Here is a 15,557-nt window from a genome sequence, read left to right as displayed (position 1 = left end):
CTGTATTAATTATTGAGTTCTTTTTTGTGGATATTATACAGCCACAACACAATATCCTGATAGCTATCTGTACCTTTTGCCTGACTGTTGAGTTTAAGGAACCTGTCGAACGCCACATCCATATAAGCAAACATATTGCTGTTGTACTTTTTCCAGAAGTCTCTGTCGGCCTTTAAATCACTTATCGTTACCGCATTTATGGTATTGTAAAGTCGTTCGTAATCATTTGGTGATTTGAGTCTGATTTCGAATATTATATTCTTAAACACTTCATAAACTGCCGAATATTGGAAGTAAGCATCGCTGCTGTTGCTGGCTACCAGATAACCAACAAGGTTGGCTTCATCCTCTCTTGCAATGCCTAACTGATGAGCAATTTCATGACAGGTTACAAATGGGAGGGAAGTAAGCGGTAAGCGCATATTTACATTAGCCTCACCGGAAAGAGGGCTGTAATATCCTTCAATGCCTATTTTAGTGATGACCCAACTGTTCAATACGGATTTTACTGCAGGCGTTTTATAGGTGAAGAAGGTGTTTTTCTGCTGCATACCATCATAGGCCACTTTGGCTTTTTCCTGCAATTGAGGTACGGTATAAGTATGCTTTTTAACGTGTTGGAGGTTGTTCAGTCGCCCAATAAAATACTCACCCAGCGAAACCAGCTGTGGTGTAGTATATTTTTCATTGCTGATGCCCAGTTGCATGGCTATAGGGCGACGGGAATAATTTAGTCCCCAAAGTAATTTGAAAACCAGATAAAGGATAAGGAAAAAGCTTAGGACCTGCAAAGTAAGGTTAAGCAGGTCGCTCCGCTTTATTCTTTTTTGTACTAGTTTTTTATAGAAGAGGTACAAGCTCCTGATGACATAAAGAATCAACAGGAGGTAAAGGAAATCGCCCAATGCAAAGGGTACAAGGCTACTGATGAACCGTTGTACAACCGATGTTATCGGGTAAAGACCTTGAGTATATACAACTTCAACCCATTTGCTGTTGAAACCCATTGCATACACCAGTGCCGAAAGGATAAAGAGCAGGGTAAACTGCCTCAACTTTGGCGGGTATGCGGTATTCATTAGCGGTTAAAGGATAATCTTTTTCCGGTTTCCTGAGTGGTGAATCTTCCTTTTTGATAAGCAAGGTTACCTGATACAAAAGTATGGGTTACTTCGGCCTGGAATGTTTGTCCTTCGAAAGGCGACCAGCCACATTTGTAAAGTACATTTGCTCGGGTTACTTTAAAAGGATCGTTCAGATTTACCAGTACCAGATCTGCCCAGTAGCCTTCTCTTACGAAACCTCTTTTATCGATATCGAAACAGGTAGCTACGTTATGCGCAGTCTTTTCAGCTATTTGGGTCAAGGATATTTTGTTCTGATGGTACATTTCGAACAGGGCCGGTAAGGCGTGCTGTACCAGTGGTCCGCCCGAAGGTGCCTGTAAATAAGGTTGTTCTTTTTCCTCGATAGTATGTGGTGCATGGTCTGTAGCGATGATGTCGATATATCCTTCCAGTAAGCCTTTAAGGATGCCATTTTTATCGGATTCAGTTTTTACAGCCGGGTTCCATTTGATCCAGTTTCCTTTGGTAGCATAATCACGGTCATCGAACCATAAGTGATGCACACAGGCCTCAGCTGTGATTCTTTTGTCTTTAAGCGGAGTCACATTGTCAAATAATGCAACTTCTTTTGCAGTAGAAATATGTAAAATATGCAGACGTGTCTGGTATCTTTTTGCGAGTTCTACAGCCATTGAAGATGATTTATAGCATGCTTCGGCACTACGGATCAGCGGGTGCATATCAATTGTAATGTTTTCACCGTATTTCTCTTTGTATTCTGCAAGGTTACGTTGTATAGTTTGCTCATCTTCGCAGTGGGTAGCTACCAGCATTGGTGCTTCTTTAAAGATGTTCTCTAAAACCTTTTCATTGTCAACCAGCATATTTCCGGTCGATGAGCCCATGAATACCTTAATACCACAAACGTTTTTAGGATCTGTTTTAAGTACTTCATCCAGATTGCTGTTGGATGCGCCCATGAAAAAGGAATAGTTGGCCAGCGACATTTCTGAAGCAATGGCATATTTATCGGTCAGTAATTCCTGTGTTAAGGTATTGGGAACAGTGTTAGGCATTTCCATGAACGAGGTGATACCTCCTGCAACGGCAGCCATGCTTTCTGAAAAAATATCAGCCTTATGAGTTAATCCCGGCTCCCTGAAATGGACCTGGTCATCAATCATTCCCGGAAAAAGGTGTAAACCTTCTGCATTGATCTCCTGATCGGCTGGAGCATCTATATTCGGGGCGATTTTTTCTATAAATCCGTTTTTGATGAGTAGGTCGGCAACAATAATTTGCCCCTCATTCACTATTGAGGCTGCTTTTATCAGAATGGTGTTCATGGCTCAAACTTAAATAAAATATTCTTTTCGATTTAGGTCATCCTAAATTTTTCAGTAGTATTTATTTATACTAGTCTTCAAGAGTGCTACGCGGTTTATTTTAGCATTTCGCACTGGCAAGGTCAATTGCTCTTGAGACGCTGCCACGAAGTAGCTGCGAAGCAAAATAAATTCAGCATGACGTGGCGGTTGTAGCATGGCTATCACTACATGGCGGTTACACTAAATAAATTTTGTCTATTTTTGCAAAATGGCGAAAAGCTTTGAAGATTTTAAATTAAACAGGCAAATATTAAATGCTGTGGCGGATGCAGGATTTACTACTGCTACCCCTATACAGGAAAAGGCAATTGCACCGGTTTTATCCGGTCAGGATATTTTTGGGATTGCTGAAACGGGAACGGGAAAAACTGCAGCCTATGTGTTGCCTATTTTAATGCAATTAAAGTACGCCCAGGGAGATTCTCCACGCGCTTTGATATTAGCGCCAACAAGAGAATTGGCCATGCAAATTGAGGAGCATGTGAAAATGTTTTCCACCTATACCGACTTACGTTCTGTTGTGGTATTTGGTGGTATCGGTCCCAAAACTCAGATTGAGCAGATCAAGGCGGGGGTAGATATCATCATCGCTACACCGGGTAGGTTCCTGGATATTTATTTAGCGGGACATATCAATACGCAATATATAAAGTTTCTGGTACTTGACGAGGCTGATAAAATGATGGATATGGGCTTTATTGGCTCTATACACAGAATTTTGGAAATCGTTCCGCGTAAAAGACAAAACCTGCTGTTCTCTGCAACGATGAGTGATTTGGTGCAAAAGATAGCGGGCGACTTCCTGAAAAACCCAACCATTATTGAGGTTGGTGAGCAGGCTACTCCTGCATCAACGGTTACGCAGGTGTTGTATGAGGTACCTAACTTCAAGACGAAAATCAATTTATTACAACATTTGCTGAAAAATGATGAGGAGTTTAAACGACTGATCATTTTTTGTAAGACGAAGACTGTTGCCGATAATATATATAGTTTTATTTCGCGTCGTTTTGGCGAGGAAGCTGTAAGGGTAATTCATGCCAATAAGGGACAAAATACAAGAATCAACTCTATCAATTCCTTTAAAGAAGGTAATATCAGAGTTTTAGTAGCTACAGATGTGGCTTCGAGAGGGATTGATGTTACAGAAGTGAGTCATGTTATCAATTTTGATGTACCCATCATTATTGAAGATTATGTACACAGAATCGGCAGGACCGGTAGAGCTTATGCTAAAGGAGATGCATTGACTTTCTGCAGTCCAAGTGAAGAATATTACATTAAGAAAATAGAGAAACTAATCAGACAACAGATTCCTGTTGTACCTTTGCCGGCTGAAGTTTTTGTGGAGGAAACTCCTTACGACGAGAAACAGGCTATTGCGCGTGCTATTGATGATCAGAAACGTAGAGAAGATCCTGATTTTAAAGGAGCTTTCCACGAGAAAAAACATGCTGCGGCTATAGCTGCTGCGGCAAGGAATAAGACCAATAAGCAACCGGCCTGGAAGAAGAAGAAGTTTAAAAGTAAGAAGTAAAGGAAATTGAAAGTAAAACTAACACCGCTTAATATCGTTTCGGCTTTATGTCTGGTTGTTGCTGTGCTGTTATTGCTGGATAAAAAGGATAAAGGGCCTCAGCATATTGACGTTAGTGGTTTGTTAATTGGTTTTTGTTTTCTGGCAACCGTTGTTGCTTTTATTTCCGACCAGATCTTTAGAAGATTTATTCCCAGTCTAAAAAAACTTTGGATCATTGAAGGCGTGCTGATCGTCTTCATCATCATTTTAATATTTATAATAAAAGCTAGTATAATTTAATCATGTCGGGTTCCATCTGACAAAGAAAAAGAAAAGAATAAAATAGATGAAACAAGCAGAAATCAAAATCACAGTTCAACTGGATGACAATAATGTGCCGGATAATATCCTTTGGGAATCTACAGATGCAGAAACTAAAGAACAAGTGCCTGTAAAATCTATGATGCTGGCCCTTTGGGATCATAATTATAAAAACTCAATGCGCATTGACCTATGGACTAAAGATATGCCTGTTGATGAGATGAAAAGGTTTTTTTACGAAACTTTACAAACGATGGGCGATAGCTTTTTAAAAGCCACCGGTGAAAATCTAATCGTTGAAGATCTGCGTGATTACTGTGCGCATTTTGCCGATAAAATGGGCATCAACACAAAGGGGTAGTTTTAGTATGAAAATTCAAGGGATTGTTGGCGCTGTAATTATGGCGGCAGGAGGTATGTGTCCGTTGGTACGCGTGCCGATTTTAGGTAACTGGAATTATTTTCAAATAGACCCGACATTGGGTATCACTTTTTATGTATTAGCAGTGATTGGTTTAATCGGCGCATTTTCAGAGAAGGCTGGTTTAGTGAGATTTGCCGGCTGGGCAGTTATTGGATTGATATTACTTACCCTGGGTGCTGTTTATTTTAAAACGGAAAGTGCATTCGGCTTTCTTCATTTTAAGAAGCTGGTTAGCCTTGCTGCCGGTTTAGTAAAATTTAAATGGGGCTGGTTTGTGATATTGGCTGGTGCGCTTATAGTGATTACCGTTAGAAAACCTAAAGTAGTACTGGTTACGCAAAATCCAGAATTAAACAAAGCAGTGGCTTAGGAAAGATCGCTAGTTGAGATCGCCAAGCGTTTTGTGATGCCTTTTGCGCTTATATTGAGTGTGTTTAAGCTTGTCATCTCCGCTGATGATACTAATGTTCCCATCAGCTTCCATAATGGCAAGCTTAACATCTTTATATTTTTCTATACCATGTTCGCGTATGGCTTCTCTCAATTCTTCATTGGTGATGCCTAATTTGCTGAGCATTGCGAAATCCAGGTTCCCATTGTGAATCAGAATTTCGGGCTTTTCAGTAAGAAGATCCCGAATCATCTTATTCCTGAACATTACTTTTTTGAGCATGTAATTGAGGGAAAATAACACAGCTGCGGCAAGCAGTCCACCCAAAAGACTGGTGTTGGTACCTACCATGGCATTCTGCACCGCGTTACTGATGAGCAGGATCAAAACTACATCGGTTGTATTTAACTGTGAAAGCTCTTTTTTACCTGTTAAACGAATTGCTGTCAGCATAAAAGCATATACAGCCAGACTTCTTAATACAATATCAAGGTATTCGTTCATTTGTCTAAAATAACAAAAAAACCCTACATAAATTAATATGTAGGGCGATAGAACAGTAGCTAAATCTGCTCTAAATTAACGCTTTCATAGTAAAGCTATATATAATATTTCAGACTGCCATATTTTTTAATGAAATTTTATTGATTAAAAACGTATGAAAAGGTGCTTGAATCATATAGTAGTTTGAATATTTAATTGAATAGTTATGCGTAAATAACTGCTAACTTGATCAAATGAAACAGCAACTTTTAAGCCCCTTGACTTTCCTGGTTTTTTTATGCCTAAGTACTGGCAGTTTTGCTAAAACTATTATCGTAGCATCCCTGCCTGAATTGCAAACAGCAATTGATAAAGCTGTTGCCGGTGATGTAGTTATTCTTAAAAATGGAGTTTATACGACTACTGATGATGTTGTGATAAAAAGTCAGGGCACCGTTGCTAAGCCGATTACCATTACAGCTGAAAGTATCGGCGGAGCAGAAATAAAAGGAACAGGTGGAATAAATATTAAAAGTCCTGCTACTTATGTGATTATTCGTGGATTTAAGTTTACAAATGCATCGGGTAAAAATGAAATAGGGGCAGGAAGCAGCTTCTGTCAGTGGACAAGGAATATTTTTGAAACAGTTGGTGTGGGTAATTATCTGTCTATAGTTGGTAATGATCATCAGGTTGATTACAATACTTTTCAAAATAAAAACGCGCTAGGCAAGTTTATTGGCGTTAGGGGGACAGGCAAGCAGATTGCGGAGCGGTTATGGATTCATCATAATTATTTTCATAACTTTTCTAAGCAAACCGGAAATGGTGCTGAGGCCGTGCAGTTTGGTTTAAGTGGTTTCAGTCTCTCTTCCAGCAATAGTATTTTTGAATTTAACCTGTTTGAGAATTGTGAAGGGGAGAATGAATTGCTTTCTGTTAAATCATCTGCCGTTACCATTCGCTTTAACATGGTGCGCGATTGCAAAGCGCAAATGACTTTAAGACATGGTAATTTTAATAAGGTATATGGTAATTATTTCACCAATACTCCGGGGTTAAGGATTTTTGGCGACGACCATCTCATTTACAGTAATTATTTTGAGAAATGTAATCCTGCGATAAACATTGGTAATGGTGGGGCTGAGGTTGCCGATGGAGCGCCACTGACTTCTCACGACCGTCCGGATAGGATTTTAATTGCTTTTAATACCCTGGTTGATAATAAAGTGAATATTGTTTTAACGCCAAGAAGTCCAGTAGGGCTGGGCGCAACAGATGTTACGATTGCTAACAACCTGATACAGGGAGGTGAGGAGGCTGCAGTAATCAATGCACCTTTTGCCAATCCTAAATGGGAGGGCAATGTTATTTATAAGGTTAAAGGTCCGGGTAGCATACCTGAAGGAGCTTATAAAATGGTTGATCCGAAATTACTTCGTGATGCTACCGGTACTTTTCATCTTTCAGGTGCGAACGCTGGTTTAAATGCTGTTGGTACTTATCCGTTGATAACAGTTGATATGGACGGACAGGTTGGTAGGAAGCCATTGCAGGTAGGTGCAGATCAGATTTCTAAGGATCCTGCTATTGCCAGGATTTTGACACCAGCGTTAGTTGGATATCAGGCGAAATAGTATCTTTGCGGCTAAATGAATTTAAGTACCCAGGTAAAACACTTAGTTAAAAAAGAATTGCTGCTGGAGTGGCGCTCAAAATATGCCCTAAATGGGGTGTTGTTATATGTAGTCTCTACCGTGTTTGTGTGTTTCTTATCCTTTGTAAGTATTGAAATCATTACCTGGAATGCGTTGTTTTGGATTATTATGCTTTTTGCATCAATAAACGCAGTTTCGAAGAGTTTTTTGCAGGAAAGTAAAGGCAGGCACCTTTATATCTATACCATTGCAAGTCCGATCGCATTGATTATCAGTAAAACTGTTTATAATGTATTACTGATGCTGGTGCTTACGATTATTGCGCTGAGCTTTCACATGGTGGTATTTGGTCGGGTACCTCAGGATTTACCCATGTACCTTTTGGCTACCCTTTTAGGGAGTCTGAGTTTTTCGACTATATTTACTATGATTTCTGCGATTGCATCTAAAGCCGGTAATGGTGGAATGTTGATGGCTATCCTGGGCTTTCCGGTTATAATTCCTGTGTTGGTTGTATTGATTAAGCTGACAAAAAATGCGATTGACGGGCTGGATAGGAGTGTAAGCTGGGACGAGGTTGGGATGTTGTTGGTGATCAATGTGCTGGTTATGGCGGTATCATTGTTGCTTTTCCCATATCTGTGGCGGGATTAGAGAGGGTAATCCAGATGTCATTTACATCTTTATGATAAAAATACAGGACGCAGTTATTACCTTTGCGCGAATTAAACGTATATAATGTATAAGAACTGGTGGAAAATTTTAGGGGCATTGTTGGTGATTTACTCAACTATTGCCGGGTTTTTATCTGATGTGCCGATGCTGCCTATTTTGCATGAGAGCATAAGAAATCTTTATTTTCACGTTCCTATGTGGTTCGGAATGATCGTATTGTTTAGTGTATCTGTATACCACAGTATAAAGTTTTTAAGCAACAGCAATCCTGAACATGATCTTAAAGCTGTTGAAAGTGTTAATGTTGGCGTGGTTTATGGCATCCTTGGGATTGTTACGGGAGCCATATGGGCAAAGTTTACCTGGGGACAAGCATGGAGCTTTGATGTGAAACAGAACTTTGCAGCAATAGCCTTATTGTTGTATTTCGCTTATCTGGTATTACGCAATGCGATAGACGAAGAACAAAAGAGAGCTAAGATATCAGCTATCTATAACATATTTGCCTTCCCGATGATGGTGGTTTTACTTTTTGTACTGCCACGTTTATCAGATTCATTACATCCGGGAAATGGAGGGAACCCGGGATTCAATTCTTACGACCTTGACAGCCGTATGCGTGCGATATTCTATCCAGCTTGTTTGGGTTGGATATTGGTTGGATATTGGATTTACACCATTTTATACAGAGTTCGTTCATTAGAAAAAAACAATAACATATAGTCATGAAGAAAATTTCAGTTACCTTTTTAATGTTGATGTTAACACTTCAATTGTTTGCACAAAACGGAGATTCTTCACTAACCGAAAGCGTATATGCTACAGGGAAAATCTATGTTGTTGTAGCTTGTATTGTTCTAATTCTGTTCGGCTTGCTTTTTTTCTTATTCACGATAGAAAAAAGATTAAAAAAATTAGAAGAAAAATCTTCAGCCAAAAACTAATTTTAAACGATTTAAGCCCTGTTTTTGCTCATAATTCGCCGTAGTGTGTAGCATACACTAAGCTGTTTTTGATTTGTATTAATCACTTTTTTTAGTGCAATTTTGCACTCATAAACTGAGAACTTAATTCAAATTCATAAAAAACAAAAATGGCTAATACAGCAAATGAGACAAAATTCTTTGCAGATGTCTGCAAGAACTTTGACAGTGCCGCGCAATTTACTGCTCATCCCGAGGGTTTATTAACACAAATTAAAGCTTGTAACAGTGTTTATCGTTTCCAGTTCCCTATCCGTAGAGGTAACGGATTCGAAGTAATTGATGCCTGGCGTGTAGAGCACTCGCAGCACATGAACCCAACAAAGGGTGGTATCCGTTACAGCGACATGGTAAATGAGGATGAAGTGATGGCTCTTGCGGCTTTGATGACTTACAAATGCGCAATTGTAAACGTTCCATTTGGTGGAGCAAAAGGTGGTATCTGTATCAACCCTAAGAATTATACAATTGGCGAACTGGAGAATATTACACGTCGCTATACTACAGAATTAATTAAAAAGAACTTTATTGGTCCTGGTATCGATGTTCCCGCTCCTGATTATGGAACCGGAGAACGTGAGATGAGCTGGATTGCTGATACTTATATGACCATGAACCCTGGTCAGCTTGATGCATTGGGTTGTGTTACCGGTAAGCCAATTGCTTTACATGGTATCCGCGGACGTAAGGAAGCTACCGGTCGTGGTGTTGCTTATGCCGTAAGAGAATGTGTAACGGTTGCAGAAGATATGGCGAAAATCGGCCTTAAGGCTGGTTTGGGTGATAAACGTGTTATCGTTCAGGGTTTAGGTAATGTGGGTTACCACGCTGCTAAATTCCTTGCTGAGTTTGGTGCAACTATCGTAGGTCTTTGCGAGTTTGAAGGTGCTATTTACAATGCAAATGGTTTAAATATCGATGAGGTATTTGCTCACCGTAAATTAACCGGTTCAATTTTAGGTTTCCCTGGTGCTACTGAGTTTAAAAACTCTATGGAAGGTTTAGAGCAGCCATGCGATATCCTGGTACCTGCGGCGCTTGAAAATCAAATCACTGTAGAAAACATCAGAAACATCAAAGCAAAAATCATTGCTGAAGGTGCGAACGGACCTTGTACTCCTGAAGCTGAAGAAGTATTCACTGAAATGGGTGGTATCATCATCCCTGATATGTATTGTAATGCTGGTGGTGTTACGGTTTCTTATTTTGAATGGTTGAAAAACCTTTCACACGTAGCTTTTGGCCGTATGGAAAACCGTTATGCTGAAAACTCTAATGCTAACCTGATCAATACCCTGGAAAGCCTTACTGGTAAAAAAATTCCTGCAGAAAACCGTCTGATGATTGTTAAAGGTGCATCTGAACTGGAATTGGTTAATTCTGGTTTAGAAGATACCATGATTCACTCTTATCATGAAATCAGAGAGACTTTGATGAGCAAAGCTGGAATTAAAACATTGAGAACTGCAGCTTTTGTAGGCTCAATCGATAAGATCGCTGTATCTTATATGAATCTTGGTGTTTGGCCATAACATTTAGCTAAATAATTCATTAAATCCGCGATATCTTTAAGGTATCGCGGATTTTTTTTGCGCATTTGTCAGAGAACTATCAATAAACTGTCATCAAAGCGTTTTGAATACCGGGGGAGGTTTTTAGGTACTTTTAATTTTTATCTTTGTGAAGTTTCCTTTTAAAAACTTATTACATCCATGAGAAAAAGTGCAATTATTGGTTTAATAACTATAGCGTTATGTGTGGGCTTTCTGGTAAGTCTTAATGCTGATACAAATACCTATTCAACCTTTAGTGAAGCTGCAAAAGATCCTAAAGAATTCCATGTAATGGGTTATTGGGAAAAATCACAAGGTATGCACTATGATGCCCTTAAGGATGCAAACCGCTTTGAGTTTCATATGAAAGACGAAAAGGGGAAAGTTAATAAGGTGGTTTATGCGGGAACAAAACCGCAGGATTTTGAACGTTCAGAGAAACTGGTATTGATCGGTAAAATGGATAAGGATACTTTTTACGCCTCTAAGATACTAATGAAGTGCCCATCTAAATACAACAACGACCTTGTAGAGGTTAAACAGGACGGTACTGTAGAAAAACAGGACGGCACAGTAGAAAATTACAAATAATTTTAATGGACATACAATTTATTGGAGAGAACCTCCTTCCCGGTAAAATCGGCCAGCTTTTTATTGTTCTGGCATTTGCTGCTTCTTTACTCTCAACTATAGCTTATTTCTTTGCTACACGAAATAAAGAACTAGGAGACCAATCGTGGACACGTATAGGTCGTATATCATTCTTTGTAAACTGGGCCAGTATTATTGGTATAGGGGTAACCTTATTCTACCTGATTTTAAATCACAATAACGAGTATTATTACGTTTATTCTCACTCTTCAAAAGAGCTGCCTGTCTATTATATAGTGTCAGCTTTCTGGGAAGGACAGGAGGGAAGTTTCTGGTTATGGGCATTCTGGCAAGCATTGCTTGGATTGATGCTGATCTGGAAAGCTAAATCCTGGGAAAATGGGGTAATGACTGTTGTTGCCTTTTCGCAAGTGTTTTTAACGTCCATGTTATTGGGTGTTGAGATTTTTGGTGAGCGCTTAGGTAGTTCTCCATTCATCTTGCTTAGAGATGCTGTAAATTTAAAAGACATGGCTCCGGTAGTTTTTGCGGATCCTGAAAATTATAAAAACTATCTGAAGTTTATTACTGATGGAAGAGGATTAAACCCGCTTCTGCAGAATTACTGGATGGTAATCCACCCGCCAACCTTATTCCTTGGTTTTGCGAGTATGATCGTTCCTTTTGCTTACGGAATTGCTGGTTTATGGCAAAAACGCTATAAAGAATGGGTTAAACCTGCTATGCCATGGGCTTTGTTTGCGGTAATGATATTAGGTACAGGGATTATCATGGGCTCTTTCTGGGCTTATGAAGCCTTAAACTTTGGTGGCTTCTGGGCATGGGATCCGGTAGAAAACGCTTCTATTATTCCATGGCTGACCTTAATTGCAGGTGTACACGTAATGATTGCATTCAAAAATACGGGTCATGCCTTCTTTACTGCAATCGTATTGGTGTTCATCAGTTTTGTATTGGTGCTTTACGCATCTTTCTTAACAAGAAGTGGTGTTTTAGGTGAAACTTCTGTGCATTCATTTACTGATTTAGGTATGTTCTGGCATCTTATTTTATATAATGTGGTATTTCTGACTATCCCTACTGTGTTATTGATTGTGAGATGGAAGGAATTGCCTATCACAAATAAGGATGAAGAAACCTATTCAAGAGAATTCTGGATGTTTATTGGTGCGTTGGTGATTACTGTCGCTTGTATTCAGGTGATATTCTCGACTTCCGTTCCGGTATTTAACCAGGCTTTCGGAACCAAGTTCGCTCCTCCGATTGATGCAATAAAATATTATAACCAATGGCAGGCTCCATTTGCTATCCTGGTTACGATTATATCCGGCTTTGCGCAGTTCATGAAATACAAAAGAACTGATCCACGTAAGTTTTACAGCAGTCTGATCTCCGCTTTAGTGTTTTCTGTTGTCATCACTGCAGGTTTTGTATACATCACTGGTGTTTACCATAATCTGATGTACATCTTGTTAACGTTTAGTTGTGTATTCGCTATTTTGTCGAACGCCAAGGTACTGGGACAGGCATTTGGTGGAAAACGTAAACTGGTTGGTGCTGCAGTAGCGCATATTGGGTTTGCCTTGTTGCTTTTAGGTGCACTTGTTGCCGCGGCTACAAACAAACCGATCTCACTTAACGTATCTAACTTTATTCCGGTAAAGGATTTTGAGAAGGTTGAAAAACCAGGTGAAAATATCGTATTGTATAAAAATGAGCCTAAAAAGATGGGCCGTTATACAGTAACCTACACCAGTGATACTACGGTTGCTCCGAATACTTTTTACAAGTTGAATTTTAAAGTTATTGATGAGAAGACAGGTGAGGTAAAAGAGGATTTCGAATTGAATCCGCATGTACAGGTTAATGAAAAGATGGGCTTAATTGCCTCTCCAGATACCAAGCATTACCTTACCTATGATATTTATACCCACATTACCAGTGCTCCTGAGAAAAAGGATGATCATGCTGATCATGAAGGGCATACTGAGGAGGAAAACTATAAAGCCCCAAGGATTGTAAATGTGGCAGTTGGTGACACCCTGCATACGAGCAGCGGTATCCTTACCGTTAAGGCTTTAAACAATCAGCCTAAGGCTAAAAGTTTAGTGCTTGCTCCTGGCGATCTTGCAGTTGGTTTACCACTGGAAATTGATTTGAACGGTAAAATTTATAAAACCGAACCTATATTCCTGATCAAAGGAAACAACACATTCGATTTTGCACGTAACATTGATGAGTTGGGCTTAAGACTGAGGTTTACTAAAGTTCTTCCTGAGCAGCAGAAATTTGAATTACAGGTTTACGAAAAACCGCAGCAAGCAAAAGACTGGGTTGTATTTAAATCAATTGAGTTCCCTTATATTAATCTTTATTGGGTAGGTACGATTGTAATGGTTATTGGATTTCTTATTTCTATATTTAGAAGACAAAAAGAAGTTAAAGCAGTTTAATACAGGCGCTGTATGCTTTTAAAAGGCAATAGGCATACTGGTGATTGCTTGATGTAACCATTAAAATAATGATATCCCTATGAAGATTGTTTGTTTAGGTTCTGGCAACGTAGCTACGCACATGGCTAATGCTTTTAAAGATAATGGTGCTGACATTATCCAGGTATGGAGTAGAGATCTGAGTAATGCACAGGCATTAGCTAATGAAACCGGATCTCAGGCTATTACTGATTTGAAAGCGGTTGATAAGCGTGCAGATTTATACCTGATTGCTGTAAAGGACGATGCTATAGAAAAAGTAGCTAAAGGCCTGAAAGATATAAATGGTATGGTGGTGCATACTTCCGGAGCAACAGGAATGGAAGTATTACAAGGGCATAAGAACCATGGTGTATTTTACCCATTGCAAACTTTCTCCAAGGCACAGCCCATAGATTTTATCCATGTTCCCTTATGCTTGGAAGCGAACAGCGAAGAGAACATGAGCGCTTTACAGCTGATAGCTATGAAGCTTAGTCCCTTAATTTATGAAATAGATACAAACAAAAGGGAAATATTACATGTTGCAGGTGTTTTTGCCTGTAATTTTGTGAACCACCTTTATCAGCTGAGTCACCAGGTTCTTAAAAAGAATGAGCTGGATTTTGAGATGCTGCGACCATTAATAATGGAGACTGCCGTAAAAGTACAGGAAGCACTTCCTGAGAATGTACAAACAGGGCCGGCGGTTCGTAATGATAAAAAGACACTATTAAAACATGAAGAACTCCTGAAAAGAATGCCACATTTGCAGGAGATTTATAAAAATTTAAGTAATAGCATTAAAAAAACGCATTAATTAGGTAATTGCGGTTTTTGGTGCTTATTTTTGAACCAATTATGAGTATTTTTAAGTTAAAGATAAATTTTGAGGAACAGGGAAAAGAAACGATTGAACTGCCTATAGCAGGTGGTGAATCTGTTTTGGATGTCTGCCTTGATCACGGAATAGAATTACAGCACAACTGTGGTGGTGTGTGCGGTTGCAGTACCTGCCATGTTTATGTGAGTAAGGGAATGGATAATATCCAGGAGATATCAGATAAAGAAGAAGACTTTATTGACAGGGCTGTAAGGCCAAGGATTACTTCCCGTTTAGGTTGTCAGTGTGTAATCATCGATGGTGATATTGAAGTTACTATACCGGATCAGTCTGAGTTTTTAGGCCATTAATTATAAAAGATAAATTAAATAAGACATGCAGGATAAGTTTGCGCTACCAATATACTGGAACGACCACGAGGATATCGCTCAGGAATTATATGAGAAGTTTGGTGATGATTTTAATGAAGCCAAAATATACCGTATCCGGTTTACAGAATTATTAGAATGGGTATTGTCGATACCTAATTTTAAAGGTACAAAAGAAGAAAGTAGCGAAGGACACCTGGAGCAAATCCAGTCGGCCTGGGTTTACGAATGGAGAGATAACCAAAAGTAGAAAATGTTTCTTGAACAGTTAAAGCAGATTACAACCCTCATCTTTGATATTGATGGCGTATTAACCAACGGTGATATCATCGCGTCTGATTCGGGCGAATTTTTACGGACTTTTAATATCAAAGATGGGTATGCTATTCAGCTTGCTGTAAAACGTGGTTACCACGTTTGTATTATATCAGGAGGGAAAGGCGCGGCTATGCAGAAGCGTTTTGAAGGCCTTGGTGTAAACAATATCTTTCTGGGTGTTTCTGATAAGGTTGCTGTGTATAACAGTTTGCTTTCCCAATACAATATGACTCATTACGAAGTATTGTATATGGGGGATGATATCCCTGATCTTAACCTGATGAAACTGGTAGGCGTGGCTACCTGTCCGGCTGATGCCGTTCCTGAGATTAAAGCAATCTGCCACTATATATCGCCTTATACCGGTGGGAAGACTGCCGTAAGGGACGTTATTGAAAAAGTACTTAGGGTACAGGAAAAGTGGTTTGATGAGAACCCATCCGCTGCCGACTCTGGCAAATAATACCTATTCTTCTATTGCA

At 39.4% G+C, this 15,557-nt stretch carries 18 protein-coding genes; 15 read left to right on the top strand and 3 right to left on the bottom strand.

The genetic code is table 11. From position 1 onward, the window contains the following. Positions 1-5: 5 nt before the first annotated feature. The gene (locus B9A18_RS13880) at positions 6-1,079 is read right to left on the bottom strand and encodes a DUF3810 domain-containing protein (RefSeq protein ID WP_084289928.1); all 1,074 of its coding nucleotides are present in this window, start codon (positions 1,077-1,079) and stop codon (positions 6-8) included. Further along, complete coding sequence (locus tag B9A18_RS13875) at positions 1,079-2,413, bottom strand: dihydroorotase (protein ID WP_084289927.1); 1,335 nt, start codon at positions 2,411-2,413, stop codon at positions 1,079-1,081. The genes B9A18_RS13880 and B9A18_RS13875 overlap by 1 nt, the downstream gene beginning before the upstream one ends. A 250-nt stretch (positions 2,414-2,663) precedes the next feature. Between B9A18_RS13875 and B9A18_RS13870 the strand changes: the two genes are divergently transcribed. From B9A18_RS13870 to B9A18_RS13855, 4 genes are read left to right on the top strand one after another with little or no spacing between them, the layout of a single operon-like run. Further along, positions 2,664-3,992: a DEAD/DEAH box helicase gene (locus B9A18_RS13870; protein ID WP_084289926.1), complete on the top strand. Its 1,329-nt coding sequence runs from the start codon at positions 2,664-2,666 to the stop codon at positions 3,990-3,992. Between the two features lie 6 nt (positions 3,993-3,998). After that, complete coding sequence (locus B9A18_RS13865; protein WP_084289925.1) at positions 3,999-4,274, top strand: hypothetical protein; 276 nt, start codon at positions 3,999-4,001, stop codon at positions 4,272-4,274. Positions 4,275-4,320: 46 nt separating this feature from the next. Beyond that, positions 4,321-4,656, top strand: a complete 336-nt coding sequence (gene gldC, locus B9A18_RS13860; protein WP_084289924.1) for a gliding motility protein GldC — start codon at positions 4,321-4,323, stop codon at positions 4,654-4,656. 7 nt (positions 4,657-4,663) lie between these two features. Further along, positions 4,664-5,089 (top strand): hypothetical protein, encoded by a 426-nt coding sequence (locus B9A18_RS13855; protein ID WP_084289923.1) that lies wholly within the window; start codon positions 4,664-4,666, stop codon positions 5,087-5,089. Between the two features lie 9 nt (positions 5,090-5,098). Here the strand turns inward: B9A18_RS13855 and B9A18_RS13850 are convergent, their stop codons facing one another. Next, positions 5,099-5,614, bottom strand: a complete 516-nt coding sequence (locus B9A18_RS13850) for a DUF421 domain-containing protein (protein WP_084289922.1) — start codon at positions 5,612-5,614, stop codon at positions 5,099-5,101. A gap of 233 nt (positions 5,615-5,847) precedes the next feature. Between B9A18_RS13850 and B9A18_RS13845 the strand changes: the two genes are divergently transcribed. The 11 genes from B9A18_RS13845 (at position 5,848) to B9A18_RS13795 (ending at position 15,538) form a co-directional block, all read left to right on the top strand. Next, positions 5,848-7,230, top strand: coding sequence for a polysaccharide lyase 6 family protein (locus tag B9A18_RS13845; RefSeq protein WP_084289921.1), 1,383 nt, complete (start codon positions 5,848-5,850; stop codon positions 7,228-7,230). Between the two features lie 15 nt (positions 7,231-7,245). Next, entirely contained in the window at positions 7,246-7,905 is a 660-nt protein-coding gene (locus B9A18_RS13840) for a heme exporter protein CcmB (protein ID WP_084289920.1), read from the top strand. An 84-nt stretch (positions 7,906-7,989) separates the two neighbouring features. After that, positions 7,990-8,649 carry a cytochrome c biogenesis protein CcsA gene (gene ccsA, locus B9A18_RS13835; protein WP_084289919.1) on the top strand — a complete coding sequence of 220 codons (660 nt, stop codon included), beginning with the start codon at positions 7,990-7,992 and terminating at the stop codon, positions 8,647-8,649. Positions 8,650-8,651: 2 nt separating this feature from the next. After that, on the top strand, positions 8,652-8,870 hold the full coding sequence (locus B9A18_RS13830) for a CcmD family protein (protein ID WP_200816363.1): 219 nt from the start codon (positions 8,652-8,654) through the stop codon (positions 8,868-8,870). A gap of 149 nt (positions 8,871-9,019) precedes the next feature. Continuing rightward, positions 9,020-10,441, top strand: coding sequence for a Glu/Leu/Phe/Val family dehydrogenase (locus B9A18_RS13825; protein ID WP_084289917.1), 1,422 nt, complete (start codon positions 9,020-9,022; stop codon positions 10,439-10,441). Positions 10,442-10,621: 180 nt separating this feature from the next. Then, positions 10,622-11,053, top strand: a complete 432-nt coding sequence (locus B9A18_RS13820) for a cytochrome c maturation protein CcmE domain-containing protein (protein WP_084289916.1) — start codon at positions 10,622-10,624, stop codon at positions 11,051-11,053. Between the two features lie 5 nt (positions 11,054-11,058). Then, a complete protein-coding gene (locus B9A18_RS13815) occupies positions 11,059-13,527 on the top strand; it encodes a heme lyase CcmF/NrfE family subunit (RefSeq protein ID WP_084289915.1) in 2,469 nt (822 codons plus the stop codon). Between the two features lie 79 nt (positions 13,528-13,606). After that, positions 13,607-14,365: a Rossmann-like and DUF2520 domain-containing protein gene (locus B9A18_RS13810; protein WP_084289914.1), complete on the top strand. Its 759-nt coding sequence runs from the start codon at positions 13,607-13,609 to the stop codon at positions 14,363-14,365. A gap of 41 nt (positions 14,366-14,406) precedes the next feature. Continuing rightward, positions 14,407-14,739: a 2Fe-2S iron-sulfur cluster-binding protein gene (locus B9A18_RS13805; protein WP_084289913.1), complete on the top strand. Its 333-nt coding sequence runs from the start codon at positions 14,407-14,409 to the stop codon at positions 14,737-14,739. Between the two features lie 25 nt (positions 14,740-14,764). Next, positions 14,765-15,007: a Fe-S cluster assembly protein IscX gene (iscX, locus tag B9A18_RS13800; RefSeq protein ID WP_084289912.1), complete on the top strand. Its 243-nt coding sequence runs from the start codon at positions 14,765-14,767 to the stop codon at positions 15,005-15,007. Between the two features lie 3 nt (positions 15,008-15,010). Next, positions 15,011-15,538 carry a KdsC family phosphatase gene (locus B9A18_RS13795; RefSeq protein ID WP_084289911.1) on the top strand — a complete coding sequence of 176 codons (528 nt, stop codon included), beginning with the start codon at positions 15,011-15,013 and terminating at the stop codon, positions 15,536-15,538. Positions 15,539-15,557 lie beyond the last annotated feature (19 nt).

The organism is Pedobacter nyackensis, assembly GCF_900176505.1.
Lineage (GTDB): Bacteria > Bacteroidota > Bacteroidia > Sphingobacteriales > Sphingobacteriaceae > Pedobacter > Pedobacter nyackensis.
Note: the sequence above shows the minus strand (reverse complement) of the source record. Positions and strands in the feature narration are given on the sequence as shown.

What these genes read in the sequence shown, in the direction of transcription:
- iscX (WP_084289912.1), top strand. Translation starts at nt 14,765, where the DNA reads ATGCAGGATAAGTTTGCGCTACCAATATACTGGAACGACCACGAGGAT.
- B9A18_RS13875 (WP_084289927.1), bottom strand. Translation starts at nt 2,413, where the DNA reads ATGAACACCATTCTGATAAAAGCAGCCTCAATAGTGAATGAGGGGCAA.
- B9A18_RS13840 (WP_084289920.1), top strand. Translation starts at nt 7,246, where the DNA reads ATGAATTTAAGTACCCAGGTAAAACACTTAGTTAAAAAAGAATTGCTG.
- B9A18_RS13880 (WP_084289928.1), bottom strand. Translation starts at nt 1,079, where the DNA reads ATGAATACCGCATACCCGCCAAAGTTGAGGCAGTTTACCCTGCTCTTT.
- B9A18_RS13850 (WP_084289922.1), bottom strand. Translation starts at nt 5,614, where the DNA reads ATGAACGAATACCTTGATATTGTATTAAGAAGTCTGGCTGTATATGCT.
- B9A18_RS13810 (WP_084289914.1), top strand. Translation starts at nt 13,607, where the DNA reads ATGAAGATTGTTTGTTTAGGTTCTGGCAACGTAGCTACGCACATGGCT.
- B9A18_RS13830 (WP_200816363.1), top strand. Translation starts at nt 8,652, where the DNA reads ATGAAGAAAATTTCAGTTACCTTTTTAATGTTGATGTTAACACTTCAA.
- B9A18_RS13825 (WP_084289917.1), top strand. Translation starts at nt 9,020, where the DNA reads ATGGCTAATACAGCAAATGAGACAAAATTCTTTGCAGATGTCTGCAAG.
- B9A18_RS13815 (WP_084289915.1), top strand. Translation starts at nt 11,059, where the DNA reads ATGGACATACAATTTATTGGAGAGAACCTCCTTCCCGGTAAAATCGGC.
- B9A18_RS13805 (WP_084289913.1), top strand. Translation starts at nt 14,407, where the DNA reads ATGAGTATTTTTAAGTTAAAGATAAATTTTGAGGAACAGGGAAAAGAA.
- gldC (WP_084289924.1), top strand. Translation starts at nt 4,321, where the DNA reads ATGAAACAAGCAGAAATCAAAATCACAGTTCAACTGGATGACAATAAT.
- B9A18_RS13845 (WP_084289921.1), top strand. Translation starts at nt 5,848, where the DNA reads ATGAAACAGCAACTTTTAAGCCCCTTGACTTTCCTGGTTTTTTTATGC.
- B9A18_RS13855 (WP_084289923.1), top strand. Translation starts at nt 4,664, where the DNA reads ATGAAAATTCAAGGGATTGTTGGCGCTGTAATTATGGCGGCAGGAGGT.
- ccsA (WP_084289919.1), top strand. Translation starts at nt 7,990, where the DNA reads ATGTATAAGAACTGGTGGAAAATTTTAGGGGCATTGTTGGTGATTTAC.
- B9A18_RS13795 (WP_084289911.1), top strand. Translation starts at nt 15,011, where the DNA reads ATGTTTCTTGAACAGTTAAAGCAGATTACAACCCTCATCTTTGATATT.
- B9A18_RS13870 (WP_084289926.1), top strand. Translation starts at nt 2,664, where the DNA reads ATGGCGAAAAGCTTTGAAGATTTTAAATTAAACAGGCAAATATTAAAT.
- B9A18_RS13820 (WP_084289916.1), top strand. Translation starts at nt 10,622, where the DNA reads ATGAGAAAAAGTGCAATTATTGGTTTAATAACTATAGCGTTATGTGTG.